Genomic DNA, 24,538 nt, shown 5'->3' on the forward strand with positions numbered 1-24,538 from the left:
CCCGCAGTCGAACTCTCACTATAAATCAACATCGCCTTATCAAATCTGTCAAGCCGTTGTCTTTGTGGCGGTCAGACGCGGTCACTCGGGACTCCGTGCACCGCCGACGCGGCCCCGCGGACAATGGCACTCCATCCTCGCACCCGTGGGACGCTGGGATCAGGCCGGATTGCCCGACCCGTTATGTCAGGGGCGAAGATGGTAACCTCTTGACAGTTATCGGCAGATGGCCTACGATGGCGCACCAGAGCCGGCAAGCCACAACGCCAGTGTCCGTGCATCGCCTGATGGGGGAACCGGCCGAACAGGGAGGAGCTCTGACCAAGGATCCGGCCTTCGACTGGACCCAATTCCGGTTGGGCATCTACGTCCGCGCCCGGCCTGAGGATGTGTACACCATATGGACCACATCCCAGGGCCTGTGCCGCTGGTTTCTGCGGTCGGCGGCCTTTGCGGCATCGTCTGGACGTCCCAGTTCCCGTCGGGAGGCGGCGAAGGTGCCGCCCTTCGAGACCCTGGCCGCACGCCCCGACGCCGAGATGTGCCAGACCGGAGACCGCTACCGATGGGAGTGGTTCTATAACGACGGCGTCGCCGGCGAAGACTGGGTCCTCGACGTCCGTCCCCCGACCAAGCTGTCGTTCGGCTTCGGTGCCGGGATGTTGGTGGAGGTCCTTCTCCGCAAGCAAGGCGTCTGGTGTGAAGTCAACCTGCGGCAGTATGACATCCCCAACACGCCCCGGGCGCATCGGGACATGCACATGGGTTGTCGCGCGGGATGGGTGTTCTTCCTGACCAACTTGAAGTCGGTCGTCGAGGGCGGGCACGACCTGCGCGAAACCGAGCGTGCCAAGACCCGCCAGTTGCATCTGGTGAACATCTGATGGCGGGGCGTCTGAGTCCGCCGGGACAGCCCGCGGCACAGTCCAAAGAAGGATCGAGTCATTCACCGTTCGGCATCCGGCAGCGTCGCCGGTCCAAAACCCGCTGACGTGTGATTCGTCCGTCAGCAGACAGAAGGGAGATCGCTTTGAAGACAATGCTCGCAGTCGCCATCTTCTCAGGTTTGGTCGTGATCGCCGGGTGCGCCAAGAAGGAAGCGGCGCCACCCGCAGAGAGTCAGACCCCGGCGACACAGCCACCTGCCGAGCCGGCACAGGCCATGGCCCCGGGGATTCCCCAAGTCAGCGGCGACACGGTCACGACACCCTCCGGCCTGAAGTACATCGAGATGACAGTGGGTACGGGAGCGACCCCCCAGACGGGACAAATGGTCCTGGCGCACTACACCGGGTGGCTGACCGATGGGACCAAATTCGACTCGTCGCGCGACCGGGGACAGCCCTTCCCATTCCCGCTCGGCCAGGGTCGGGTGATCAAGGGTTGGGATGAAGGTCTGGCCACGATGAAGGTCGGCGGCCGTCGCCTGTTGATCATCCCTCCCGACTTGGGGTATGGTGCCCGCGGCGCCGGCGGCGTCATTCCGCCGGGGGCGACACTGGTTTTCGACGTCGAGTTGGTCGGGATCCAAGACGCAGCCGTCGGCGGCTGATCGCTGTCGCGGCAGTTTCCATCGGTGCCAACGGGGACGGCTGTTTTGCGGTCGCCTCGACGGCGGGTAGTGTGGCTGGGAGGACACATGACCGAGCCGATCATCGCCCAGAAGGGCCCCTATGTGATCGAGGAGACGGCACGGCGGGTCTCTTGGTGTCAATGCGGCCGGTCGGCCAATCAACCGTACTGCGACGGCTCTCATAAGGTCACTGATATCCGGCCGATCGTGGTGGAGTTGACCGAGAACAAGCGGATTGCCTGGTGCGGCTGCAAGCATTCCGGGAACAAGCCGTACTGCGACGGCACTCATAAGCGGCTGTAGTCCGTCAAGATCACCCTCGCCATCCCGGTCGGGCGCGAAGTGGCCTCGTGCCACGGGTCTTCAGACCCGTGCGGACGGTGAGCCAATTCCCCACGGGTCTGAAGACCCGTGGCACAGGGTCAGTATGAAGACCCTTGAGAGAGGCGCTTGAGAGCAGTTCGTGCTACCTGCACGCGAGCTTGCCATTGGGAGTATATGCGGCCTTCGCTTTGGACGTACGGGCCGTCTGCCGTGTATATTCACAAGGCGGCAAACAGGAGAATCCGATGATGGCGCAGCGAACGGGATTGCCTGTATGTGGTGGGACGCGGTGGGGGGTTGCCGTGCTGGCGGCAGCTCTCGCGGTTGGATGTGGCGGAGACAAGGGCAATGGTCCAACATCCATGAGCGCGGTCCGCGGCACGGTTTACCTGCCGTATGAGTTGTCAGCGGCCATGACACCGGCATCCGGGGTTCATGTGCGCCTGCGCGGCGGGGACTTCGACAGCTCGGTCGTCACCGGCACGACAGGTTCATTCTTTTTCCGCGATGTCCCGGTTCGAAGCGGCTACAAGTTGACGTTTGCGGCCAGTCTGTGCCTGTCGGTCCCGGAGCAGACCGTCGAGGTTCTCAAGAACGACACGGCGCGGGTTGATGTCACACTGGCCCAGAACTCAGGCAACTGCTACGGCCTCCCCTTTTCGGGCGCGGCGCGCGTCGAGATCGATCCGGTGGGCGGGCGCACCATTCTGCTGTACGACTCCGCCTACCTCTCGGCTGGCCGCTCACACCCGGCGATTGTGGTCCTCAACCTGGCCACCGGTCAGGGGAGCACGCATGAATTCTCCGACTTGGAGGACGTCTGCGATCTGGCCCTGATTTCCGCCGATGAGGTCGCCATCTATGGCCGGTCCGTGTCAGCATTTGGAGTCCGGTTCTTCAATATCGCCACGATGGCGGCATCCCGAGCCGACGTGGTCTTCGAGACCGACATGTCGTTTTTAGGCGGCCGCTTGGCCCTTGATGACACCCGCGAGTGGTTGTTTGCCACGGTCGGGAGGCAGACTTTGAGTTTTCCCGATCCGGTAGGGAAGGTTTACGCCGTCTCGTTGAGGAGCGGGCTCGTGGTCGATGCGGACAATGACCCGGCAGATGGAAACAACGCCTTCGACGACGACCTCGTCGCCGGCGCGCTGGGCTGGGCCTACAACATCGCCTACGACCCGCTGGCCGGTGAGATTCTGGTCGGAAACCTCTCGGTTCCCTTCCCGGAGGGGCCATTCCTGACGGCGATCAGTCTGGCGAAGTGGGGGGCATTTGACCGGGACAGCGACTTGGTGGCGCCGACCGCCGGGGTCCGCAAGGTCAACATGGATCCGGGTGAGGGATTCACGGGCTTCGCTGTCGACTACTGGGATTTCGCGCAGGGTATCGGAGTCGCGGGACGGTCCCAATCCGCCTTCCTCATGGTCACCTACGAGACAGGCGGCACGTCCTATGCCTCAAAGCTGAGGGACAACAAGGTGCATCCCGCAACACGAGATCTGGATCACGTCCTCAAGGTTGTTCCCGAGCGGCAGACATGGTTCATGCTGTTGGATGATCCCTCCCGACCGGATGAGGTGAGGAGTGCCATTGAGGAACGGGAACTGTCGACTCTGCAGCGGCACAACCGATACGAAACGCAACTTGTCGTCGATTTCTTCTTGGTTCCTCGTGGATTCGCCGTCGACGCGCAGGCCGAACGACTATACGTCGCCTACCGCAACGAGCCGGTCCTGGAGGTCTTCGATCTTTGCCGGGGCGAAGACTGCAATCCGGCGATGTGAGATGCAACGTCTCTACAAGGGACGTGAGCGATAGGTAACCAGATCGGCATCGAGGATTTCGTCGGGCTCGACCAGACGATAGTGCTTCTCGGAGACCACCTTCACCTCGCCGCGGTCAGTCTCGAACTCGAACAGGGCAATCAGGTCCTTCTTGATGAACTGGGCGCCGATGGGACGACAGATCAGGTTGGGGAATTTCGACTCACATACAGCCAGATCCTGCTCGACCTGGACGACGCTCAGTTTGTCGCGCCCACCCTTGGCCTGAACCGGCAGCACAAAGTGGGCACCCCTCTTGTCCACTCCGATGTAGACCTCGTCAATCTCCACCTGCCCGACACCAGCGACCGCGGTCCTCAGGTGGTTCTGCAGAGAGTAGCATGCAACGCCCGTGAATATGTCGATGAGCCGGTTGTAACGGAGTTTTGCTAGAAGAGCCTGCTCGTCGCCCAAGCTATAGATAGCGATGACGCCCGGCGTTGCGTCGGGCACTTTGGTCTCGGCCATCTGCTCGGAAGGGATGATCGCTGCCCCTCGCGTAGCAACGAAGCGATACTGTCCGCGGCCCTCTAATCTTATAGTCCATTCCAGTCCTGCAGGGGCGGTGTCTCGTATTGCCTCCGGCAAAGGACTTCTGAACCTGAACGAGTAAAGGATGTCACCCGGGTTTTTGGGAACCTCAATTCGGCACTTGCGCGCGGCACGGATTAGGTCGTCGCGCGTAAACGGGATTTCTGTCGCACCCTTCTCGTGGCGAGACAGGAAGACTAGCTCCACGATCTTCTCGTAGCGGTTGACCTTCGGTGTTCTCGGTGTCATCGGTCTATTGCCTGCCTTCCCGCAATGCCAGTGATCTCACCGGTGGTAGGGGGCGCCTCCGTTTCCGCTCACCAGGCCACTTCAGCAAGAGAACCTCCTCACGGAGCATCTCGCCGGTGGCCGTCGCGAACCGGCTGCGGAAAAGGTCTAGGTGCAGTACCTCGTACCCGAGTGAGTCAGCGATGTCCGCCAGAAGCTGGCCGGTGCGGATCATGACCCGAAGGTAAGAGGCCTGGTCGCCAACGACGTAAGCCAACTGAGCGCCCGGACGAACAAGTCGGCGCAGGCCCTGCAGATGGCGTCTCATCCCCCCGAAATAGAGCTTTGCGACTCTCGGGTACAGTCGCTCAAACCCCGACGTCTTTCCTAGCTCGACTCGCCGAGACTCGATCTGATCGGCAAGTCGTTGAATTTCCTCGTGTTCCGCAACTTCCTCATCGTCTTTGTCGGCCTTGAACACGTTCCGGGTGTTGGAACGGACCAGAGTCTGCTTCAATGTCCTAAGGTCGGATTTGGAGCGTAAGAAGCCAAGAAACACGGATTCAAGCCGCGTCGTGCGAGTGTAGTCTTTCTCATTCGGATAGGGCGGAGAGGTGATCACAGCATCGAATCGGGCGGGTTCCAGAAGCCGGCCCAGTTCTCGCGCATCGGCCCGCAGGACCCGCGCCTGAGCGGAGGACGTATCACGGATTCCGCGCAGGTCGTCCGCCATGAGCTTCACACAGTCAAGCCATGGTTGAATCACCGGCGCATCGTCCTTTGGCTTACCCACGCCCACCTCCGGACCGAACCGGAGATTACTTGCTGAGAAAACCAGCACTCTTGCTAGGGCGAGAAGTTCGTGGTTGCGGCAGGCTCTTTCCGGGCGACGATTCAAGCATGTGAGCAAACGTAGGGCTTTGTGCGCGGGCACCGGGCTTATGGAGTTCGCAAGCAGGAGCTCGTGGGCTTCCGCAGGGAGAGTCAGGAGTCGGAGAACCTGTGGGCGTCGATCGAATAGGGGTTCTGCCACATCCGAAACGCCTTCTGACTCGAGTTCTCTGGACGCGATCTCAGCGATCCTCTCCGCGTGCTGCGTCAATCGGTCAGGGTCGACCGTCCAGTCAATCTTGACCGAACTCGCGAAGTGCGCCATAGGGTTGGCTTCGACACCCAAGCTGCTGATGCCACGTCTCTTGCATTCGACCAAAGTTGTCCCAGTGCCACAGAACGGGTCCAACACTGTGCACCCTCTTGACAGTTTGAAGCGCTCGATGTACTCCCGTACCAGATGCGGTGGGAAGGAGAGCACGAATCGGTACCAGTCGTGAACGACGCGGTCTTCCGGGAGCAACCTGTTTGCATCCCCGTTCGGCCCGCGTGAAGCGGCGCCGCGGATTTCGTCTCTTCTTCCCTGACATGGCACCGGGGCCTTAACCGCTGTCTTGCCGCTCGTTTGTCTGGTTCCCATCGGAGTCCGATTGCCCTACCCCTGAGCACCTTCGTCAATAGGATTAGGGAAAGCAATCAGTTTGCGGGGCTGTCGCATATCGCAATCGCTGCCCGCTTAGTTCTCTACGCTTTTAACTTCCGGATCGTCCCCGCGTAATCCCCGGTCCCGAACAATCCCGAGCCGACGACCAGGACATCTGCTCCGGCCTCGACCACCGTGCGGCAGGTCTGGACGTTGATCCCGCCATCGACCTCCAAGAGGCATTTCGAACCGGCGGCGTCGGTCGCCCGCCTAACGGCGCGAATCCGCTCGGTGGACGATTCGATGTACTTCTGCCCCCCGAAACCGGGGAATACCGACATGATGAGGAGCAGGTCGATCTCCCCGACATAGGGGGTGACCCGCTCGATGGGAGTGTCGGGATTCAAGGTCAGGCCGACTTGGACCCTCATGGCCCGCAGCCGGGCAAACAGGGGGCGCGGCTCGGGGACCGCTTCGATGTGGAAGGTGATCAGATCAGCGCCGTTGCGGGCGAATGCCTCGACGTACCGGCCGGGGTCGGTCAGCATCAGGTGGACGTCGAGGAAGGTGTCGGTGACCCGGTTGAAGGTCCCGACAATGTCCGGCCCAAAGGAGATGTTGGGGACGAAGTGCCCATCCATGATGTCGAGATGGAGCCAGTCGGCCCCGGCCTCGACCACCGCGCGGGTGTCCTCCGCCAGACGGGCGAAGTCGGCGGATAGGACCGATGCGGCGACTTTGACCATGGCTGACCTCCGGGGACCCCGATCGCCGGGATCGATCGGCATCGCGCGGGTGCCGGCATCCCAGAGGGCGTCCCCTGCTAATCTGGCGTTTCCCCGGCCTCCGCACCAGCCGAATCAGCAGCGGCGTTGCGCCGCCACCTCGGGTCGGCGTCGAATCCCACCCTTCGGGTGGTTTACCGCGAGCCCGCCGAGTGGGGCACCGATGCCATTTGTAGGGGCACGGCCCGCCAGAGGCGGACAAGCGTGCCGTGCCCGACTCACCCGTCGGTGCCCGCCGCGCTCCATAGGGAGATTTTTGCGTTTTCATAGGAGAAATCGCAATTTTTCTCTTGCGCACTATCACGGTCACATTCATGCTACCTGTGGCTGCGAGTGCAGCGGGTGGCATGGGGCGTCGATCTTCATAGGAGCACACGGGATTGACCGCCGGGACAGGCGGCGATTCTCATAGGAGAACGGACGCGTGCTGTGCGATGATCACCGGGTTCGCCAACCCGGCGCGAACCGTCCGGTGATCGTCCGCACGCAGAACCAGACGCCAGCAGGAGGTATAGGTATTCATGGGTTGTTCCCAGTGTATTGGTCCGGCCGGGATGGTTCACACGATATGTCAATGACCGCATACCGCAACGCAGTGCCAGTCAAACCCACCAACCGACCGGGAGGTCGATCATGCCGATGAAAAAGGCAAAGAAGAAAACGGCCAAGAAGGCCGCGAAGAAGCCGGCGAAGAAGAAAACCGCCAAGAAGGCGGCGCCGAAGAAGAAAGTCGCCAAGAAGGCCGCGCCGAAGAAGAAAACCGCGCGCAAGCCGAATCCCGCCTTCATGAAGCCGATGATGCCGTCCGAGACCCTTGGACAGGTCGTCGGCCTCAAGGCGATGCCCCGCACCGAGGTCACCAAGAAGCTCTGGGCGTACATCAAGAAGTACGGCCTCCAGGACGCCAAGAAGCGCACCATGATCAACGCCGATGAGGCGCTGCGGGCGATCTTCGGCGGGCGTACCCAGGTGTCGATGTTCGAGATGACCAAGTTGGTCTCGAAGCACCTCAAGGAAGCCTGAGCACGGACGCACAGACAGCGGGGGCAATACCGCTCCGGTCGGATCGTTCCGGCCGGGGCGTTTTGTCATGCACCCCGCCACCCGGGGACCGTATACTGATCGGGGAATGCGCATGATACTACGGGAGGTTCTCGAACCGCTCTCGCGATGGGGGTTCCCATGGGTGATTTCTTTCAGAACGGGGTGATCGCCACGTTTCACCGCTTGGGAGAAACGAAGCTGGAACACCTGGAGGACGACTTGGTGCGGATCGCCCGGCTGCGTGGAATGACGCTCATTCTTCCCTCCCTGTACTCCGAATTGGAGCGGCCGGCACTGCGGAGCATCGTCGATGAGCTGTGTGCCGTGCGTTACCTGCGGGAAATCGTCGTCACCCTCGGCCCCTGTTCCCCCAAGGAGTATGCCCACGCACGCCAGTACTTCTCGGCCCTGCCGCAAAAGGTCACCCTCCTTTGGCTCAACGGGCAGCGATTGAATGCGCTTCTGGACATGATTCAATCGAAGGGGCTGGATCCCGGCCCCGACGGCAAGGGAAAGCAGGTCTGGCTGGCGTACGGATATGTGATCGCGGAAGGAGGCAGCGACGTCGTCGCGCTCCATGACTGCGACATTCTCACCTACTCCCGTGATTTCCTGGCGCGGCTGATCTACCCGGTCGCCTCACCCCAACTCGACTACGAGTTTTGCAAGGGGTACTACAGCCGGGTCACCAACCGCCTGCATGGGCGGGTCACCCGGCTGTTGGTGACGCCGCTGATCCGCGCTCTGATCACCATGATCGGGCCGCGGCCCAGTCTGGCGTACTACGATAGCTTTCGGTACCCGCTGGCGGGGGAACTGTCCATGATGGTGAATCTGGCCCGCTTGACCCGTGTCCCCTCGGACTGGGGACTGGAGATGGGGACTTTGGCGGAGATCTATCGCCACTGCGCGGTCAATCGCATCTGTCAGGTCGACCTCTGCGACAACTATGAGCACAAGCATCAGGCGTTGTCGGCCGATGACCCGACCCGCGGATTGCACCGGATGGCCATCGACATCGCCAACTCCCTGTTCGCCACGCTGGCCACTGAGGATGTGATATACTCGCCGGGGTTCTTCAACTCTCTGCGAGCGACCTACCGCCGGATCGCCCAGGACATGATTGTGCGATACTATGGCGACGCCATGATCAATGGGCTGGATTGCGACCGACATGAGGAGGGTCGCGCGGTCGATATGTTCACTGAGGCGATACGCGCCGCCGGCCAGATCGTGGTCGAAGATCCTCTGGGCCCGCATCAGATCCCGAACTGGAACCGTGTCTTCGCCGCCATCCCGGATTTCGATGCCCGGTTGCTGGCGGCGGTCGCCGCGGACAACGAAGGGCACACGGGATGAGCTATGACACCGCGCTCCGGGGTCCTGTTGCCGAGCGGATCGGGGAGATTGCCGGCGCCGACATCGTGGTCGGCATTCCCTGTTACAACAGCGAACGCACGATCGGTCATGTGATCGAGATGGTCTCGCAGGGGTTATGGCATCACTACTCCGAGCGAGACGCTGTGATCCTCGTCGCCGACGGCGGTTCAACGGACGACACGCGCGAGACCGCAGCCCGGGTCCCCCTGGAGCCCCGGCAGGAAAGACTGGTGTCCATTTACCGCGGCATCGGTGGGAAGGGGACCGCCCTGCGGTCGATCTTCGAGGCGGGCGAGCGTCTGGGAGCCCGTGCCTGCATGGTGGTGGATTCTGATCTGCGTTCGATCACCGGTGACTGGGTCAGGCGCCTTCTGGAACCGGTGCTGAACGACGGCTACGATTTCGTGGCTCCGATCTATACGCGTCACAAGTATGACGGCACGATCACCAACAACATCGTGTACAACCTCACGCGTGCCCTCTACGGCCGGCGTATCCGGCAGCCGATCGGCGGCGACTTTGCCTTTTCCCGGGCCTGCAGCGGCTACTTCATGCGGCAACAAATCTGGGACACCGACATCGCCCGATTCGGTATTGACATCTGGATGACGACCGGCGCGTTGATCACCGGGGCCCGCGTCTGCCAGGCCCGTCTGGGTGTCAAGGTCCATGACGCCAAGGACCCCGCCGCCCACCTCGGTCCGATGTTCCGACAAGTGCTCTATACTCTATTCTCACTGATGGAAGAGAATGAGCTGTACTGGAAGACCGTGGTGGGCTCCGAACCCACCGAGGTGTTCGGGGAGGACGACGGGGCGCAACCGGAGCCGGTCGCCGTCAACCACGCCGCCCTGTGCCGGACGTTCCGGGACGGCCACCGGCGGTTCGGAGTCTTGTGGCAACAGATATTCTCGCCGTCGGTCTACGCCGGAATCGAACAGGCCGCATTGATGCCCGATGACCGTCTGCGCATCGACATCGACATCTGGGTGCGCTTGCTCTATGAACTCGCCGTGACATTCCACCTCTGGCGCTCCCACCGCTACAAACTGCTTGAACTGTCAACTCCACTGTACCTGGCCCGTGTCGCCTCCTTCATCAACGACACCCGGAATGCCGACTCGGCTGAGGCGGAGCAGTTGGTGGAGGAACAGGCGCAGGCCTTCGAGGACCGCAAGATGATCCTAATCGACCTGTGGGATGGTTCCGCTCTGCAACCCCCGGCCTTGAGTGAGGGTCTCACATCGTTGTAGTTCTGTCCACCCCCATCGCGGTCGTGGAAAGTGGCAGTAGGTCAGGAGCCCTGCGCTCCTGACGTTGCTTCCGCAGGGGGCAGCTCTGCGACCTGTCCACAGCCCCGGGCACGGCCCCTCGGCTTCCCTCGGGATCCTCGACAGGCCGCGCCCCCACACGCGTAGGGGCGTATTGCCATACGCCCCTACAAGGACATCCGGGATGTCGGAAGTCTCAGCGGTCGATCTCGCCCAACACAATATCGAGCGAGCCGACGACGGCGACGACGTCGGCGATCAGCATCGGCCTCTTGGAGGCCTGCACGATCGCATCGATCGACGAAATGGCGGTGAAGCAGGGGGAACGGGCCTTGCAGCGCAAGGCGACATCGGAGCCATCGGAGATGATGTAGTAGCCGAGCTCGCCGCGCGGCGTCTCGGTGCGGACATAGGCGTCGCCCTTGGGGGGCTTCACTCTCTTCGGCAGTTTCTCGCGCACGTCGCCCGGCGGCAGGCCATCGAGCGCCTGATGGCAGATCTTCACCGACTCGGCCATCTCGAAAACACGTACCATATACCGGTCCCAGCAGGAGCCGAGTTTCCCATGCTCGCCGGTGCCGGTGATGACCTTCCAGTCGAAGCGGTCATAGATCGAGTAAGGGTCGTCGCGGCGCAGGTCCCAGTCGACACCGGAGGCGCGCAGATTGGGCCCGGTCACGCCATAGGAGATGGCGAGATCCTCGGGGAGGATCCCCACGCTGGCCGTGCGCTTGATGAAGATGTGATTGAACGACAGGAGATCATTGAAATCCTTAAGCTTCGGTTCGAAGTAGCGCAGGAACTGCCGGCACTTGTCGGTCCATCCCTCGGGAAGATCGCGCGCCAAACCGCCGACCCAGATGTAGTTGTAGAGCATGCGCGCGCCGGTCAGCCACTCCAACAGATCGAGGATCATCTCCCGGTCACGGAAGGCCCAGAGAAACGGCGTGAAGGCCCCCATGTCGAGCCCATAGGTCCCCAGCGCCACAAGGTGGCTGGCGATGCGCTGCAGTTCGCAGACGATCACGCGGATGTACTCGACACGCTCGGGGACCTGCACTCCCATGAGCCGCTCGACGGCAACCGCATACCCCATGTTCTGGCTGATCGCGGCGATGTAGTCGAGGCGATCGGTGAAGGGAATGACCTCCGGGTAGGGGAGATTCTCGGCGTGTTTTTCAAAGCAACGATGCAGATATCCGATGTGCGGCCGCACCCGCAGCACCGCCTCGCCGTCCATGGTCAGCTCCAGCCGCAGCACGCCATGGGTCGAGGGGTGTTGCGGCCCCATGTTGACCCTATAGGTGTCGGCCAGGTAGGCGCCGGAGTACTTCTCCGGCGGCTCCGGCGGACCGATGTTGATCAAGAGATCATCATCGTCGACTTCATAGCGCGGCGGCGCCTGTGGCGCGAAGATGTCGTTCATGGTACGATGTCCCTCTCCGTCAACTCGGCTGCGGCGGGGTCGGCATGTATGTGAAGTGTTGTTTCTTGTCGAGGCGGAACTGGTGCTTCATACGGAAGCGCTGGTCGGTCACCCAGTAGACATAGACCCAGGGCATCCCCTTGGTCGCCTCCAACTGCGGCACGGGCCATCCCTTCGATCCCATTGTGTACGTGCCCGCCGGCACCTGTTCGTACTCGTAGGTGATCAGGCCATTGCCGGTGGTGTCGGCGACGATCAGCCGCACGGACATCGGTTTGTTCAGCCGTACGTGGAAGTACTCGGTGTATCCCTCGGGGGGCGGCGTCTTGCCCTCATGTTCGGAGTGCGTTTCGATCATGATCGACGTGTCGCGCGAGAACGGCCGCAGCGCCGAATAGTTGGGCGCCAGGCGCAGGAAATCCGGGTCGCCTTTCACCAGATAGCCGTAGGAGCGATCGAAAAGCTCGCTCGATTGCTCATTGGCGGGGACGACGCGGTCATGTCTGCCGCCCGAGCAACCCACGATCGCCAGGACGCACACCGCCGCCATCACGGCCGACCACAATCTGCTCCGATGCTGTCGCCTCATCGTTGAACCGTTCCTTCCCAAGACGGCGTCTCGTCCCGCCCGCGAAGATCTCACGGATGAACCCCCAACTTGGTTGTCTTGCCGTCCACGGAGGCCCGCACGCGTTCGGCCTCCTCGGGCGAGTATGTCGCATAGTGATGAATCAGGTTATCGCGGTTGTAGACCGAGTTCTCGTAGACGCCGGTCATGTACAGGCACTCGGTGGGGCAGGGATCGGTGCACAGCGCGCAGTAGCAACACTTGGCGAAGTCGATGTCGAAGCGGAGCACGTGCAGCTTCTTCTTCTGACCGTTGGACGTCTCGCCGAGGTCCTCGTCCTTGCCTGCCTTGGCGGTCTCGATGGCGATGCAGTCGACCGGGCAGACACGGGCGCATTGCAGGCAACCGATGCAGTCCTCGATCTTGTTGAACAGTTGCCCCTTGGCGCCGATCGGAAGCTCCCAAGTCTCATCGGGGTACTGCATGGTGACCGGCTTCTTGAGCATGTGCGCGAAGGTCACGCGCAGGCCGACCAATAGGGACCAGAACCCCAGGATGTTCTCTCGCATGCGTCGCATGTGCGCCCTTCCGTTCGTCAGATCCCCGTCAGGTCCGGCTCGTGCGTGTCCGGCGGCACCGCGCGCCGATCGGGCACGTCGCGCGATACCCAGTGCCCTCGATCCAGGTCTCTTCCCTCAGGGTAGGGGACCCGAAGCCCGCGGTAGTATTCCTGCACGACATAGTCTTTGCGCAAGGGCCACCCCTCCCAGTCCTCCGGGCAGAGGATGCGGCGCAAGTCCGGGTGATCGTCGAAGACGATCCCCATCATGTCGTATGCCTCCCGTTCGTGCCAATCCGCTGTGCCGAACACGACGGCCACCGACGGGACATGCGGAGCGTTGCGATCCGCCAGCTCGATCTTCAGCGTGATGCGGTGCCGGTGCCTCATCGAGTGCAGGTTGTAGGTCACGCCGAGCTTGGTTTTGTCATCGGTCGCCGACAGGCACATCAGGGAGGTCAATTCCATTCCCGGCTGATCGTGCAGCCAACGGCAGACATCGGCAATGACCTCGGTGGCCACGACGCAGGCCGGGTCGACGCCCTCCGACAATGGACCGATGGAATCGCCGAACTGGGCGGTCAGTTGCTGATGGATTTCCTGGGTCGTCATGCCGATTCTCTGTCATCCCGAGCGAAGCGAGGGATCTGCTGTCTCTTTGCGACCGAAACGAGCTACGCCGACATCGCCGGCGCCAGCTTCTTGCCCAACAGCGCCTCGCGCTTGATCTTCTCCTGCAACATCATCAGCCCTTCCAGTAGCGCCTCCGGACGCGGGGGACACCCGGCCACATAGACATCGACTGGGATGATCTGGTCGACCCCTTTGAGTACATGATAGCCGTGTTTCCAGTATGGTCCGCCGCAGGTGGCGCACGATCCCATCGAGAGAACGTATTTCGGCTCGGGCATTTGATCGTAAAGCCGCTTGACACGCAGCGCCATCTTCATCGTCACCGTGCCGGCGACGATCATCAGGTCGGTCTGACGGGGGGAGGCACGCATCACGCCCATGCCGAAGCGGTCGATGTCGTAGCGCGCGGCGGCGGTCGCCATCATCTCGATGGCACAGCAGGCCAGCCCAAAGGTCATGGGCCAGACCGATGATTGGCGCGCCCACGCAAAGACACTGTCGATCGAGGTCACGATGACATTGTTGCCGTGCCGCCCCTCCAAGGGGAGGGTCTCCTCGGCCTTCTGCGCTGTCTTCAGTTCGGTTGCCGTCTTGACCATGGTGTTCTCGTCTCGGCCGCCGAGTTTATCTTATACCAACTTCCGGGTCGTCCCGGCGACAGGGCACAACCAACTATAATACCAATTGCCTCTGCAAGAAATCAACCGGCTTTCCCTCCTGATCGGGCGCCGCCCGGAGGGCCAACAGCGTCTTCAGATTGAGAATCATGCCGTTACGGGACAACGAGCCGATCTCCACGATGCCGGTGTCCATGCGAATAGCATCCTCGGGACAGGCCTCGACGCAGAACCCGCAGAAGACGCAACGCCCAATATCGATGTCGAACGAGCGCGGCCGCTTCTCGATCGACGGGTCGTCAACCTCTTCGGCGACAATGCGAATGCAGAACGCCGGGCAAACCGTCTCGCACATCATGCAAGCGACGCAACGGGGCGTACCATCGGGGCGCGGCACCAGACGGTGCAGCGTGCGCAGGCGCGGCGATTGCGGCCGGCGTTCCTCCGGGTACTGGAAGGTTGCCGCGCCCGGTTGGACCGACTTGAACCCGAGCCGACGCAGGGTATGTCGCCACAGATTCACGAAGAAATGGCGGGAGGTCAGCCACAGCCCCCGAACAATCTCCGGAAGGTAGATCCGCTCCCAGACGCTCAGCGTGCGCCGCCGGGCCGAGACGTTGATCACATTGACGGTACGCGTCGTCATACTATCAGTGCCCCACCCGCCAGGGTGGGCAGGTCAATCCCCACCCTTCGGGTGGGGCACTGAGTGGCCGTGTGTGCTGTCGTATCATGGCTACGAAACCATCCACCTGTCATCCCGAACGAAGTGAGGGATCTGCTTCTTCCTGTTCTACTACCGCCCCAGCCACAGCACCAGCGCCGCGGTCACCATCGTGTTGAGCAACGACAGCGGCAGGAGGATCTTCCACCCCAAGTGCATCAGTTGATCAAACCGGAAACGGGGGAGTGTCCAACGCACCAACAGCAAGAACCAGCAGAAGAAACAGACCTTGACGATGAACGCCCCGACGCGCAGGATCTCCACCACCCACATCCCCATGTTCCAGGTGGCGCCCCAGGGGAAAACGAATCCGGTATCGGCCAGCCAGGGGACCTGCCACCCGCCGAAGAAGAAGGTCGTGACCAAGGCGCTGATCAGCACGGTCTCGATGAAGTCGGTAAACATGAACATCCCGAACTTCATCGATGAGTACTCAACGAAGAAACCGATGATCTCCGATTCGCCCTCAGGGATGTCGAAGGGGATGCGCTTGGTCTCGGCGATCCCGGCGATCAGAAACAGCAGGCACCCGAGCGGCTGGTAGAACACACCCCACGCCGGCAGAAAACCGAAGAGCAGACCGCCCTGCGCGCGCACAATCTCGGCCAGCGACAGGGTCTGGAAGATCATGATGATCCCGACCAGGGTCAGCCCGAAGGTGATTTCATACGAGATCATCTGCGCCGAGGCGCGGACACCGCCGAGAAGCGAGTAGTTGTTGTTGGATGACCAACCCGCCAGCACGACGCCATAGACGCCGACCGACATCATCGCAAAGACATAGAGTAGGCCGATGTTCAGATCGGCGACCTGCAGCCCGACCGTGTGTCCGGCGATCCGGATCGCGTTCCCGAAGGGGATCACGGCGAAGCTGACCAGTGCGAAGAAGATGGCGAGAATCGGCGCCAGCGTGTGCAGGAAACGGTGTGGCGTGTTGGGGACAAAGTCCTCCTTGGTGAACATCTTGACCGCATCGGCAATAATATGAAAGAGACCCCATAGGCGCAGCCCGAGGATCTTGGCCCGGTTGGCGCCGATCCGGTCCTGCATGACCGCCGATTCCTTGCGCTCGACCCAAGTCAAAACGCCGGCGAGCGATAGCACAAACATGATGATGAAGAACGTCGCGCCAGCGGCGGCGGCTATGGCGAATGTGGTGATCATGACCGTATTGGCGACGGGCAACAAGGGGCTTAAGCCCCTTGTCCTCAAGGCTCCCTCTACGCGCTTGGTACTGCCATCTGCCGGGGATTGACCCCTATCGATCCCAGCGTTGCATAAGTCAATCCCGCGTAGTACTCGACACAGCCCGCCAACTCGGCAAAGCACGATTGGGGATCGCGCGGCGCCGAGGGCACCTCCCAACGGGCGGCCAGATCGGCCAGAATGTCCAGGAGTGGGCGCGAATCCCCAAGCGGCGGCATGGCTGACCAGAAGCGCTGGACCCTGCCGGCGGAGTTCGTGACCGTGCCGGTACATTCGGCGTATGTCGTCATCGGCATTGCGAATGTGGCCGCCTCCGTCACGACGGAGTGATGCGTTTGAATCGCAATCGCCAACTCGACTCGTGATAGCGCCTCCTTCAGCCGCTCGGAAGCGATGCGCTCGGCCAGCCCGCTGCCGATCACAAACAGGGTCTTGATACGACCATCGGCCGCCGAACTCAGCACCGATTCGACCGCGGGTGGTGATCCCGGAATGATCACACTGGCGCCGAACGAATTCGGGAAGGTGTCCGCCTGACGCAGCAGGTCGTCCGTGACGCCGTTGGGATCGGGCGGGCAGAGATGGGCGATCGCGTCGACCTTCATCCCCTCGCGGAAGAGTCGTCTCAGGGCCCAGATCTCTTCGTTGGACAGGGAGGGGGTGGCAATCACCGCGACACTGCCGACCCCGTGCGCAGCGATGGCGCTGGTGACCTGTTCGTCGACTTGCGCCAGAGCGTCAGTCCAAGACAGCCCTGCCTGTCCACGCGCCGCAGGCGACAGGAGTCGATCGTCCGACTCCAACCCTTTGTAGGAGTACCGGCCGGCATCGCAGATCCAGTACCCGTTGACGTCGGCATTGTGGCGCGGCTTGAAACGCGCGATCAGACGGCCGTTGTTGTGGTGGGTGCGACGACGATTCGTGTGGATCTCGATGTTGCAGCCGCGGGCGCAACCATGGCAGATCGATTCGGTCTTTTCCAGATACCAGACCCGCACCTGGAAACGGAAATCGCGATCCGTCAACGCCCCGACCGGGCAGACATCGGCGAGGCAACCGGAATAGGGATTGTCCACCACGGCGTCACGCACCGGCAACAGCTCGGCATGACTGCCGCGATTGAAGATCGCCAGCTCGTGCGTCTTGGTGACCTCATCGACAAACCGCGTGCAGCGCGAGCAGAGAATGCAGCGTTCCGAGTCGAGGATGATGTGCGGCCCGATCGGAATCGCCTTGTGCTTCTTGAGCTTGTCCTCCAACAGGGTGGAGTCATAGCGGCCGAAGCGCATGTAGAATTCCTGCAACTTGCATTCCCCGGCCTGGTCGCAGACCGGACAGTCGAGCGGGTGGTTGGCCAGCAGGAATTCGAGGATGGCGGCCCGGGCGATCGTGACGGCAGGAGTGGTCGTGCGCACGACCATACCGTCGGTCACCATCGTGTAACAGGCGATCTGCAGCTTGGGGTTCTTTTCGATCTCGACCAAGCACATGCGGCACGAGCCGGCAATCGACAGACCGGGATGGTAGCAGTAGTGGGGGATGAAGATCCCCAACTGCTCCGCCGCCTGGATGACCGTGGTCCCGGCGTGAACTTCAATCGTGCGATCGTCGATGGTGACTTTGGGCATGTGTGCGGTCTTCGCTTCTGTCGGTCAGGTGCCCCGCGCACCTGACATCCATCAAGACGCCATCGCCGGCTCGCCGATGTGGGTCGGGCGCAGCGGGATCGATGCCACCGGGCGTCCTTTGTTGATCCACACTTCGAACTCGGAACGGAATTTGGTGACGAAACTGATCACCGGGAGTGCCGCGGCATCCCCCAGGGGGCAGATCGTGTTGCCCATGATGTTGCGAGCGATGCGCAGCATGTTGTCGGCGTCGCCCGGTTGCCCGCCCTGATCCAGGATGCGCGTGACGATCTTCTCCAGCCAGGCGGTCCCTTCACGGCAGGGGGTGCACTGTCCGCATGACTCGTGCGCGTAGAAGCGAATCAGAACCTGCAGCGCCTCGACCATCGAAACGGTCTCATCAAAGACGATGATCCCCGCTGACCCGGCCATCGAGCCGATCTTGGCCAATGAATCGAAATCCATAGGCACATCGATCTCATCGGCGGTGAGGACCGGCGATGACGATCCCCCGGGAATGACTGCTTTCAATGCGCGTCCGCCGACGATTCCGCCCGCGTGCGTGTAGATGATCTCCCGTAGAGATGTCCCAACCGGCAACTCGTACACGCCGGGACGGTTCACACGCCCTGAGACAGTGTGCATCCGCAGGCCGCCATTGCGTTCGCACCCCAGGGCGGCGAATGCCGGTCCTCCCATCTCGACCACGAAGGGGACATAGGAGAGCGTCTCGACGTTGTTCACGATGGTGGGGCAGCGCATATACCCTTCCACGGCGGGGAAGGGGGGTTTCAGACGCGGCCAGCCGCGTTTGCCCTCCAGTGATTCCAGAAGGGCGGTCTCTTCGCCGCAGATGTAGGCGCCGGCGCCGCGATGCACGACGACGTCGAGAGCGAAGTCATGCCCCATCACCTTCTCGCCGAGAATGCCGGCGGCCTTCGCCTCCGCAATCGCCGCCTCCATGCGCGTGATGGGCAGATCGTACTCGCCGCGGATGTAAATGAACGCCTTGTGGGAACGGATGGCCCAGCAGGCGATGATGATCCCCTCGAGCAACAGGTGCGGGTCGTGGATCATGATGTATTTGTCTTTGCAAGTCCCCGGTTCACCCTCATCGCCATTGACCACGAGATAACGCGGCTTGGGCGAATCCTTCGGGAGGAAGCTCCACTTGCGTCCCGCCGGGAAACCGGCCCCGCCGAGACCGCGCAGGTTCGATTGGATGACCTCCTGCACGAGGTCATCGGGACTCATCGCCAGCGCCTTGGCGGTCCGCGAATAGGCACCATGCTCTCGCGCCACCGCCAGCGTGTGCGAGTTCTCAACCCCGATGTTCTTGGTAACGAGCTTCAACATTCTCCCAACAACAGTTCTATCCTTGTCATTCCGAGCGCAGCGAAGAATCTGCTTTCTTTGCAGGGGAGAAACAGCAGATCCCTCGCTTCGCTCGGGATGACATTGCCGGCGATGACTCGCACTTTCTGTGTCCTTCAGCGACCCGCCCAGCGGGCGCAATGAATTGCCCCCACTACTCCGCCTCCGCCAGCAAACGGTCAATCGACTCGCGTGTCAGGTTCCCCACATAGCGATCATCAAACCGCAACGCCGGAGCGCACTCGCAATAGGCGAGGCATTCGACCTCCGACAGGGTGAACTTCCCATCGGCCGTGGTTTCGCCGGGTCCGATCCCCAATCTCTGTTTCAGATAGTCCCTCAGATTCACCGCCCCCGCCAGCCAGCAGGAGATGTTGCGGCAGATTTCAATCTGGTGCCGTCCCAAGGGGCGGCGCGGGAACATGGTGTAGAAGGTGACAACTTCATGTATTTCATCGAGGGGTCGCATCAGGACCTCGGCCGTGATCAGCTCCACCTGATGCGAAATCCACCCAAACTCGCGCACCGCCAGCCACAGGACCGGCAGGGTTGCCGAACGACGATCGGGATAGCGGGCGATGATCGTTTCGACTTCCTGCCGTGCCGTTGCAGACCAAGATACCGGACCAGTGTGATCCACGGCGCCGCAGTCGATGACTTGGGGGGACGTTGCCGACTGCGAATTCACGATCATCGATCCAGCTCCCCGGCGATCATGTTGATTGTCCCGAAGGTCGCGATGACATCGGCGATCATGTCGCCTTTGATCATGCGATCCATCCCCTGCATGAGATAGTAGCATGGCGGACGGCAGTGGACCCGATAGGCGCGGCCGCTGCCGTCAGAGACCATGTAGAATCCCAGTTCGCCGTTGGCGGCCTCATTGGCGATGTAGATTTCGCCCGGCGGCGGCTTGATTCCCTCTCCCTCCATGATCAGCATGAAGTGGTTCATCAGACCTTCGATGTTGCCGTAGGTGTCCTCCTTCGGCGGTAGCACGGTGGTCTTGTCGGGGGCATTCACGCGATGGGCGGAAGTCTTGTCGGTCCCTTCGAGCGTGGGGTCGGGACGGACCGTGCGCAGCAGCAGATCGGCGGTCATCCCCATCTTGGCGGCGTCGACCATCTGGGCCCCGGTCAGGGGATGTCCCGCCGCATCCACCTGCACCGCCCCACCGGGGATCTGCCGGATCGCCTGGCGGATCAGACGCGTCGACTGGCGCATCTCCTCCATGCGGACCAGATAGCGGTCATAGTTGTCGCCGACGGTGCCGACCGGAACATCGAAGTCGAGTCGATCATAAACGAGATAGGGCTCGTCCTTGCGCAGATCACGCGCGCGTCCGGTGGAGCGCAGCACCGGCCCGGTGAACCCGAGCGACCAGGCCACATCGGATGAAACCTTCCCCACGTTCTTGGTGCGATCGATGAAGATGCGGTTGCGCGTCAACAGTCGGTCCACTTCCTCCATCTCGATGGCCACCAGATCGAGCGCCTTGTCGAGCCGCTCCAGCCACCCGGCGGGAAGATCCGCCTTCACGCCACCGACACGGACATACGAGACCGTCAGCCGGGCGCCGGTCAGTTCCTCCACCAGCTCATAGAGGTACTCGCGCGCCTTCATCAGATAGATGAACGGCGTCATCGCCCCCATCTCCATGGCGCAGGCGGCGATGCAGGTCAAGTGGTCGGTGATGCGCGAGATCTCGGAGATGATCACGCGGATATACGCACAGCGCTCGGTCGGGTGAATGTCCAAGAGCTTCTCCACGCCCATCGCATAGCAGACGTTGTTGATGAGCGGGGAGACGTAGTTGAGCCGGTCAGTGTAGGGGAAGGCCTGTCCCCAGCCGACGACTTCGCACTCTTTCTCGAACGCGCGGTGCAGATATCCGATCTCGATGTCGGCATCCTCGACCCGTTCCCCATCGAGCGCCAGCACGATGCGGATGACACCGTGCATCGCCGGATGCGATGGCCCCATGTTGAGGAGCATCACCCGCTGGGTGAGCGTGCCGGGGACCGACGGGGTGGTCTCGACGGGGATGGATGGGAATGTTGGAGGATTCATGCTGGGACCGGACCGGTCGTCGCCGGAAGAGTTGTCTTGGGAAGATCCCTCACCCGCCTCGGTCTGAAGGCCGAAGCACCCTCTCCCGGAGGGAGAGGGTAGAGAATAACCTCTCCCTCCGGGAGAGGGCGATCCGTCCTGAGGACGGATCGGGTGAGGGAATCGTGTCGTCCGCACATACCGAATTTCAGAACATCATCCCCGCCCGGTCGTCCGGGATGTGCCGTTCCTCGACGAGGGGCTGGCGTTTGTTCACCGGATAGTCCTTGCGCAGGGGGTGGCCGACAAACTCCTCGTACATGAGGATGCGCTTCAGATTCGGATGGCCGGCGAACCGGACCCCGAACATGTCCCAGACCTCCCGTTCCGGCCAATTGGCGGCGGGGTAGACATCGACGATCGAATCCACCGTCGGCGCCGCATCGTCTTGTGCGCGTGTTTTCAGACGGATGCGCGCATTGCGACGCGAGGAATACAGATGCAGGATAATCTCGAATCGCGGCGACTGCCGCAGCTTCCATCGGTCGACCGCCGTCAAGTCCGAGAGGAAATCGAAATCGCACTCCGGATCATCGTGCAGGAACTGAACCGCCTGATGGTAACAGTCTGCGCGTACGACGATGGTCTCATCGCCGCGGTGCGCATGACACTCGATCACGCCGTCGCCGCATCGGGCGCGCAGACGTTCGGTCACCGGGTATGAGGAGTCACCGTTCGTCATCAGGTGGAATCGTCAGTGCCTTGGGGGTCTCTGTACACTCCCGGTCAGTGTGTGGCGCGAGGCCTGGATATTCGCCTGCAGCTTCATCAGGGCGTCGAGCACGGTCTCCGGCCGGGGTGGGCAGCCGGGAATGTAGCAATCCACCGGGATGATCCGGTCAATCCCCTGCACGGTGGCATAGTTGTCGTAGAATCCGCCGGTGCAGGTGCAGACGCCGAAGGCGATCACCCACTTGGGATCACACATCTGTTCGTGCACCATGCGCAGGATCGGCGCCATCTTCTGGGAGATCGTCCCCACCACCATCAAGAGATCGGCCTGCCGTGGCGAGAAGCGCGGCCAGGCCGCGCCGAAGCGGTCCAGATCATAGTGCGCCGAGGAGACCGACATGTACTCCATGCCGCAGCAGGCGGTCACGAACGGATAGGGGAACAGCGACCACTTGCGCGCCCAGGCGATCCCGTCGGACAGCCGCGACGTGAAAAAGCCGGGTCCCTGGCTGTCTACTGCCACTTCAGGGCCCCTTTCTTCCATACATACCAGAGCGCCACGGCCAGGATGCCGATGAAGACGACCATCGAATAGAACGCAGGGGCCCCGATCTCCCGGAACACGACGGCCCAAGGGAACAGGAACGCCAGATCGATATCGAAGATCACGAACAGAATGGCGACAAGGTAGAACTTGACGCCAAAGGGACGACCCGGCGACTCAAACGGCACGACGCCGCATTCGAACGGCCGTTGCTTGACCGCGGTCCGTGTCTTGGGACCCAGCCAGACCCCAAGCGCCCACATCGCGCCGACCACCACGGCCACGAACGCGATGATGATCAGAAGCGGCCAGTAGTGACCGATTTCCCAATCCTCCGGAAAAAGAAGAACGGCCGTGGCCGTTCTTCCATGTGCTCATCACTGACCGCCGGTCGGAGTTCCATGCCCGGCGGCCGTCGCCGCGTCGCTATTTCTGATAATACTCGGCGTTCCGCGCCGTGAACTCGTGCCACTTCTCCGGGACTTCGCTTTCCTCGAAGATCGCCTCGACGGGGCAGGCAGGAACACAGGCCCCGCAGTCGATGCACTCCGCCGGATCGATGTAGAGCAATTCGGCCTCTTCAAACTCCGCCTCGTCCTTGGTCGGGTGGATGCAGTCAACCGGACAGGCATCGACACAGGCCGTATCCTTGGTCCCAATACACGGCTCGCAGATGACATACGTCATGGAGAATCTGACCTCCGATCAGGCCGCCTGGGACCCTGCCGTGGTCCCGGTCCGGCGTCTACTTCTGGAAAAACTCGGCGTTCTTCGCGGTGTAGTCCTGCCACTTTTCCGGGACTTCGCTTTCCTCAAAGATGGCTTGGACGGGGCAGACCGGGACGCAGGCGCCGCAATCGATGCATTCGGCTGGATCGATGTACATCGTTTCGACGGCCTCGTATTCTGCCTCATCCTTGGTGGGATGAATGCAATCGACGGGACAGACTTCCACGCATTCGTTGTCCTTGGTGCACGGTTCGGTGATCACATACGTCATGGCGGCAACTCCTCCTTACCGGTCTCCGGATGTCCCCTCCCACGGGGCGTCACCCCTATACGGTCCGGCGTCGGCAACCGCAAGCGAAACTTGCCGCTTGGCCGCAGGGGGATGTCAATTCCCAGACGGCGGCGTTTGGGCTCTGTTGGAGATAAAATCAGTCAGGGTTACCGACCCGAGGAAGCCACGCATCTGCCGGTTCAACTGTTCCAGCGGACTTTGGATGTTGCAGCCGACAAACTGAGGACACTGGTATCCACCACCATCGCAACAGATTACGAAGTCGGCATGCCCCTCCAGCACGCCGATGATCGTCGCCAACGAGATCTGCGTCGGACTCTGCGCCAGAGAATAGCCGCCGTTCTTCCCTTGGTGCGATCGCAGGAGATCAGCGGACTTCATCTCATGGAACACCTTGGCCAAGAGTTTGCCCGGAATGCGATATCGCTCGGCGACTTCACGAACCGTAATGATCGCCCCCGGCGGCTGAGCCGCGATGTGCGCCAAACCGATGAGCGCATACTCGACTTTCTTGGTCAGATTGAACATGGCTTGGGCTCTATTCCCACCACGATGGTGGTGTTTTGTAACTCCTGACGTGGCCAGAGTCAAGCCCGTTTGCAGATGGAGGAGAATGGGCACGTCAGCAGCCCACTTTGGTCCTGTTTCTCTGCCTGGTCACACCGGAAACGAGCGGTTGACAGATGGTGGGAATAGGGTATCTTAGCTTTGTTCACGGGGAGTCGGTTCCCCGAAGTCACTCCGGTCCTTCCCGAAAGGACTCGCCATGGATAGCTCAAGCCGTTACGCCACATCGCGTTGGTGCGTTGCGCTTGCCGTGTTTGCTGTGGTTCTGGTAGCGTTCGGCACAGGGGCCGCTTGGGCCCAAGACACGGTGCTATACATCCGACTTCCCGACCTCTGTGCGAGGCCCTGTGAATGGCTCCGCATCCCCGTCAACATCACGAACTTGACGGAACCAGTCTCGGGGTATCAGCTCTCCTACACCTTCAGTCGACCGAACTTGGTCAGCTTCGATCCG

General features: G+C 61.7%; 28 protein-coding genes and 1 pseudogene. 8 read left to right on the forward strand and 21 right to left on the reverse strand.

The annotated features are described in order from the left end of the window. The first annotated feature begins 236 nt into the window (after nucleotides 1–236). The 4 genes from AB1792_08680 (at nucleotide 237) to AB1792_08695 (ending at nucleotide 3,684) form a co-directional block, all read left to right on the forward strand. Nucleotides 237–884 carry an SRPBCC domain-containing protein gene (locus AB1792_08680; GenBank protein ID MEW5702288.1) on the forward strand — a complete coding sequence of 216 codons (648 nt, stop codon included), beginning with the start codon at nucleotides 237–239 and terminating at the stop codon, nucleotides 882–884. A gap of 155 nt (nucleotides 885–1,039) precedes the next feature. Further along, complete coding sequence (locus AB1792_08685) at nucleotides 1,040–1,552, forward strand: FKBP-type peptidyl-prolyl cis-trans isomerase (GenBank protein ID MEW5702289.1); 513 nt, start codon at nucleotides 1,040–1,042, stop codon at nucleotides 1,550–1,552. Between the two features lie 87 nt (nucleotides 1,553–1,639). Further along, the gene (locus AB1792_08690) at nucleotides 1,640–1,876 is read left to right on the forward strand and encodes a CDGSH iron-sulfur domain-containing protein (GenBank protein MEW5702290.1); all 237 of its coding nucleotides are present in this window, start codon (nucleotides 1,640–1,642) and stop codon (nucleotides 1,874–1,876) included. A 383-nt stretch (nucleotides 1,877–2,259) separates the two neighbouring features. Continuing rightward, a complete protein-coding gene (locus tag AB1792_08695) occupies nucleotides 2,260–3,684 on the forward strand; it encodes a carboxypeptidase-like regulatory domain-containing protein (GenBank protein ID MEW5702291.1) in 1,425 nt (474 codons plus the stop codon). Nucleotides 3,685–3,696: 12 nt separating this feature from the next. Here AB1792_08695 and AB1792_08700 read toward each other — a convergent pair whose 3' ends face one another. The 4 genes and pseudogenes from AB1792_08700 to rpe form a co-directional block, all read right to left on the reverse strand. After that, complete coding sequence (locus tag AB1792_08700) at nucleotides 3,697–4,191, reverse strand: hypothetical protein (protein MEW5702292.1); 495 nt, start codon at nucleotides 4,189–4,191, stop codon at nucleotides 3,697–3,699. Nucleotides 4,192–4,507: 316 nt separating this feature from the next. Further along, a complete protein-coding gene (locus AB1792_08705; protein ID MEW5702293.1) occupies nucleotides 4,508–5,215 on the reverse strand; it encodes a hypothetical protein in 708 nt (235 codons plus the stop codon). A gap of 435 nt (nucleotides 5,216–5,650) precedes the next feature. Next, nucleotides 5,651–5,953: pseudogene (locus AB1792_08710) on the reverse strand (DNA methyltransferase). 104 nt (nucleotides 5,954–6,057) lie between these two features. Next, complete coding sequence (rpe, locus tag AB1792_08715; protein ID MEW5702294.1) at nucleotides 6,058–6,702, reverse strand: ribulose-phosphate 3-epimerase; 645 nt, start codon at nucleotides 6,700–6,702, stop codon at nucleotides 6,058–6,060. Between the two features lie 678 nt (nucleotides 6,703–7,380). On the opposite strand from rpe, the gene AB1792_08720 reads away from it, so the two are divergent. From AB1792_08720 to AB1792_08730, 3 genes are all read left to right on the forward strand, one after another. After that, a complete protein-coding gene (locus tag AB1792_08720) occupies nucleotides 7,381–7,764 on the forward strand; it encodes an SWIB/MDM2 domain-containing protein (GenBank protein MEW5702295.1) in 384 nt (127 codons plus the stop codon). A gap of 159 nt (nucleotides 7,765–7,923) precedes the next feature. Beyond that, nucleotides 7,924–9,144, forward strand: a complete 1,221-nt coding sequence (locus AB1792_08725; protein ID MEW5702296.1) for a glycosyl transferase — start codon at nucleotides 7,924–7,926, stop codon at nucleotides 9,142–9,144. Continuing rightward, nucleotides 9,141–10,418 carry a glycosyltransferase gene (locus AB1792_08730; protein ID MEW5702297.1) on the forward strand — a complete coding sequence of 426 codons (1,278 nt, stop codon included), beginning with the start codon at nucleotides 9,141–9,143 and terminating at the stop codon, nucleotides 10,416–10,418. The genes AB1792_08725 and AB1792_08730 overlap by 4 nt, the downstream gene beginning before the upstream one ends. Nucleotides 10,419–10,632: 214 nt before the next feature. Here the strand turns inward: AB1792_08730 and AB1792_08735 are convergent, their stop codons facing one another. The 17 genes from AB1792_08735 to AB1792_08815 form a co-directional block, all read right to left on the reverse strand. Continuing rightward, nucleotides 10,633–11,862: an NADH-quinone oxidoreductase subunit D gene (locus tag AB1792_08735; GenBank protein MEW5702298.1), complete on the reverse strand. Its 1,230-nt coding sequence runs from the start codon at nucleotides 11,860–11,862 to the stop codon at nucleotides 10,633–10,635. A gap of 19 nt (nucleotides 11,863–11,881) precedes the next feature. Continuing rightward, entirely contained in the window at nucleotides 11,882–12,427 is a 546-nt protein-coding gene (locus AB1792_08740) for a hypothetical protein (GenBank protein MEW5702299.1), read from the reverse strand. 74 nt (nucleotides 12,428–12,501) lie between these two features. Continuing rightward, nucleotides 12,502–13,008 carry an NADH-quinone oxidoreductase subunit I gene (locus AB1792_08745; GenBank protein MEW5702300.1) on the reverse strand — a complete coding sequence of 169 codons (507 nt, stop codon included), beginning with the start codon at nucleotides 13,006–13,008 and terminating at the stop codon, nucleotides 12,502–12,504. 17 nt (nucleotides 13,009–13,025) lie between these two features. After that, nucleotides 13,026–13,601: an NADH-quinone oxidoreductase subunit C gene (locus AB1792_08750; GenBank protein ID MEW5702301.1), complete on the reverse strand. Its 576-nt coding sequence runs from the start codon at nucleotides 13,599–13,601 to the stop codon at nucleotides 13,026–13,028. A 62-nt stretch (nucleotides 13,602–13,663) separates the two neighbouring features. Then, on the reverse strand, nucleotides 13,664–14,221 hold the full coding sequence (locus AB1792_08755) for an NADH-quinone oxidoreductase subunit B family protein (GenBank protein MEW5702302.1): 558 nt from the start codon (nucleotides 14,219–14,221) through the stop codon (nucleotides 13,664–13,666). Nucleotides 14,222–14,294: 73 nt separating this feature from the next. Continuing rightward, nucleotides 14,295–14,885, reverse strand: coding sequence for an NADH-quinone oxidoreductase subunit I (locus tag AB1792_08760; protein ID MEW5702303.1), 591 nt, complete (start codon nucleotides 14,883–14,885; stop codon nucleotides 14,295–14,297). 150 nt (nucleotides 14,886–15,035) lie between these two features. Next, complete coding sequence (locus tag AB1792_08765; protein MEW5702304.1) at nucleotides 15,036–16,127, reverse strand: complex I subunit 1 family protein; 1,092 nt, start codon at nucleotides 16,125–16,127, stop codon at nucleotides 15,036–15,038. Nucleotides 16,128–16,183: 56 nt separating this feature from the next. After that, entirely contained in the window at nucleotides 16,184–17,797 is a 1,614-nt protein-coding gene (locus AB1792_08770; protein ID MEW5702305.1) for a 2Fe-2S iron-sulfur cluster-binding protein, read from the reverse strand. Between the two features lie 51 nt (nucleotides 17,798–17,848). Continuing rightward, complete coding sequence (gene nuoF / locus AB1792_08775; GenBank protein MEW5702306.1) at nucleotides 17,849–19,153, reverse strand: NADH-quinone oxidoreductase subunit NuoF; 1,305 nt, start codon at nucleotides 19,151–19,153, stop codon at nucleotides 17,849–17,851. A gap of 172 nt (nucleotides 19,154–19,325) precedes the next feature. Continuing rightward, nucleotides 19,326–19,865: an NAD(P)H-dependent oxidoreductase subunit E gene (locus AB1792_08780; GenBank protein ID MEW5702307.1), complete on the reverse strand. Its 540-nt coding sequence runs from the start codon at nucleotides 19,863–19,865 to the stop codon at nucleotides 19,326–19,328. Further along, nucleotides 19,862–21,241, reverse strand: a complete 1,380-nt coding sequence (locus tag AB1792_08785) for an NADH-quinone oxidoreductase subunit D (GenBank protein ID MEW5702308.1) — start codon at nucleotides 21,239–21,241, stop codon at nucleotides 19,862–19,864. The genes AB1792_08780 and AB1792_08785 overlap by 4 nt, the downstream gene beginning before the upstream one ends. A gap of 187 nt (nucleotides 21,242–21,428) precedes the next feature. Next, entirely contained in the window at nucleotides 21,429–21,962 is a 534-nt protein-coding gene (locus AB1792_08790) for an NADH-quinone oxidoreductase subunit C (protein ID MEW5702309.1), read from the reverse strand. Between the two features lie 12 nt (nucleotides 21,963–21,974). Continuing rightward, nucleotides 21,975–22,475 (reverse strand): NADH-quinone oxidoreductase subunit B, encoded by a 501-nt coding sequence (locus AB1792_08795; protein MEW5702310.1) that lies wholly within the window; start codon nucleotides 22,473–22,475, stop codon nucleotides 21,975–21,977. Next, complete coding sequence (gene ndhC / locus AB1792_08800) at nucleotides 22,466–22,819, reverse strand: NADH-quinone oxidoreductase subunit A (protein ID MEW5702311.1); 354 nt, start codon at nucleotides 22,817–22,819, stop codon at nucleotides 22,466–22,468. The genes AB1792_08795 and ndhC overlap by 10 nt, the downstream gene beginning before the upstream one ends. Nucleotides 22,820–22,922: 103 nt before the next feature. After that, entirely contained in the window at nucleotides 22,923–23,183 is a 261-nt protein-coding gene (locus tag AB1792_08805; GenBank protein MEW5702312.1) for a 4Fe-4S binding protein, read from the reverse strand. A 58-nt stretch (nucleotides 23,184–23,241) separates the two neighbouring features. Continuing rightward, a complete protein-coding gene (locus tag AB1792_08810; protein ID MEW5702313.1) occupies nucleotides 23,242–23,496 on the reverse strand; it encodes a 4Fe-4S binding protein in 255 nt (84 codons plus the stop codon). Between the two features lie 114 nt (nucleotides 23,497–23,610). Then, nucleotides 23,611–24,045 carry an Rrf2 family transcriptional regulator gene (locus AB1792_08815; GenBank protein MEW5702314.1) on the reverse strand — a complete coding sequence of 145 codons (435 nt, stop codon included), beginning with the start codon at nucleotides 24,043–24,045 and terminating at the stop codon, nucleotides 23,611–23,613. 238 nt (nucleotides 24,046–24,283) lie between these two features. Here AB1792_08815 and AB1792_08820 point away from each other — a divergent pair. After that, the coding region (locus AB1792_08820) for a hypothetical protein (GenBank protein ID MEW5702315.1) at nucleotides 24,284–24,538 on the forward strand (255 nt) is incomplete at its 3' end.

It is taken from the genome of Candidatus Zixiibacteriota bacterium (genome assembly GCA_040752595.1).
Taxonomy (GTDB): domain Bacteria; phylum Zixibacteria; class MSB-5A5; order WJJR01; family WJJR01; genus JACQFV01.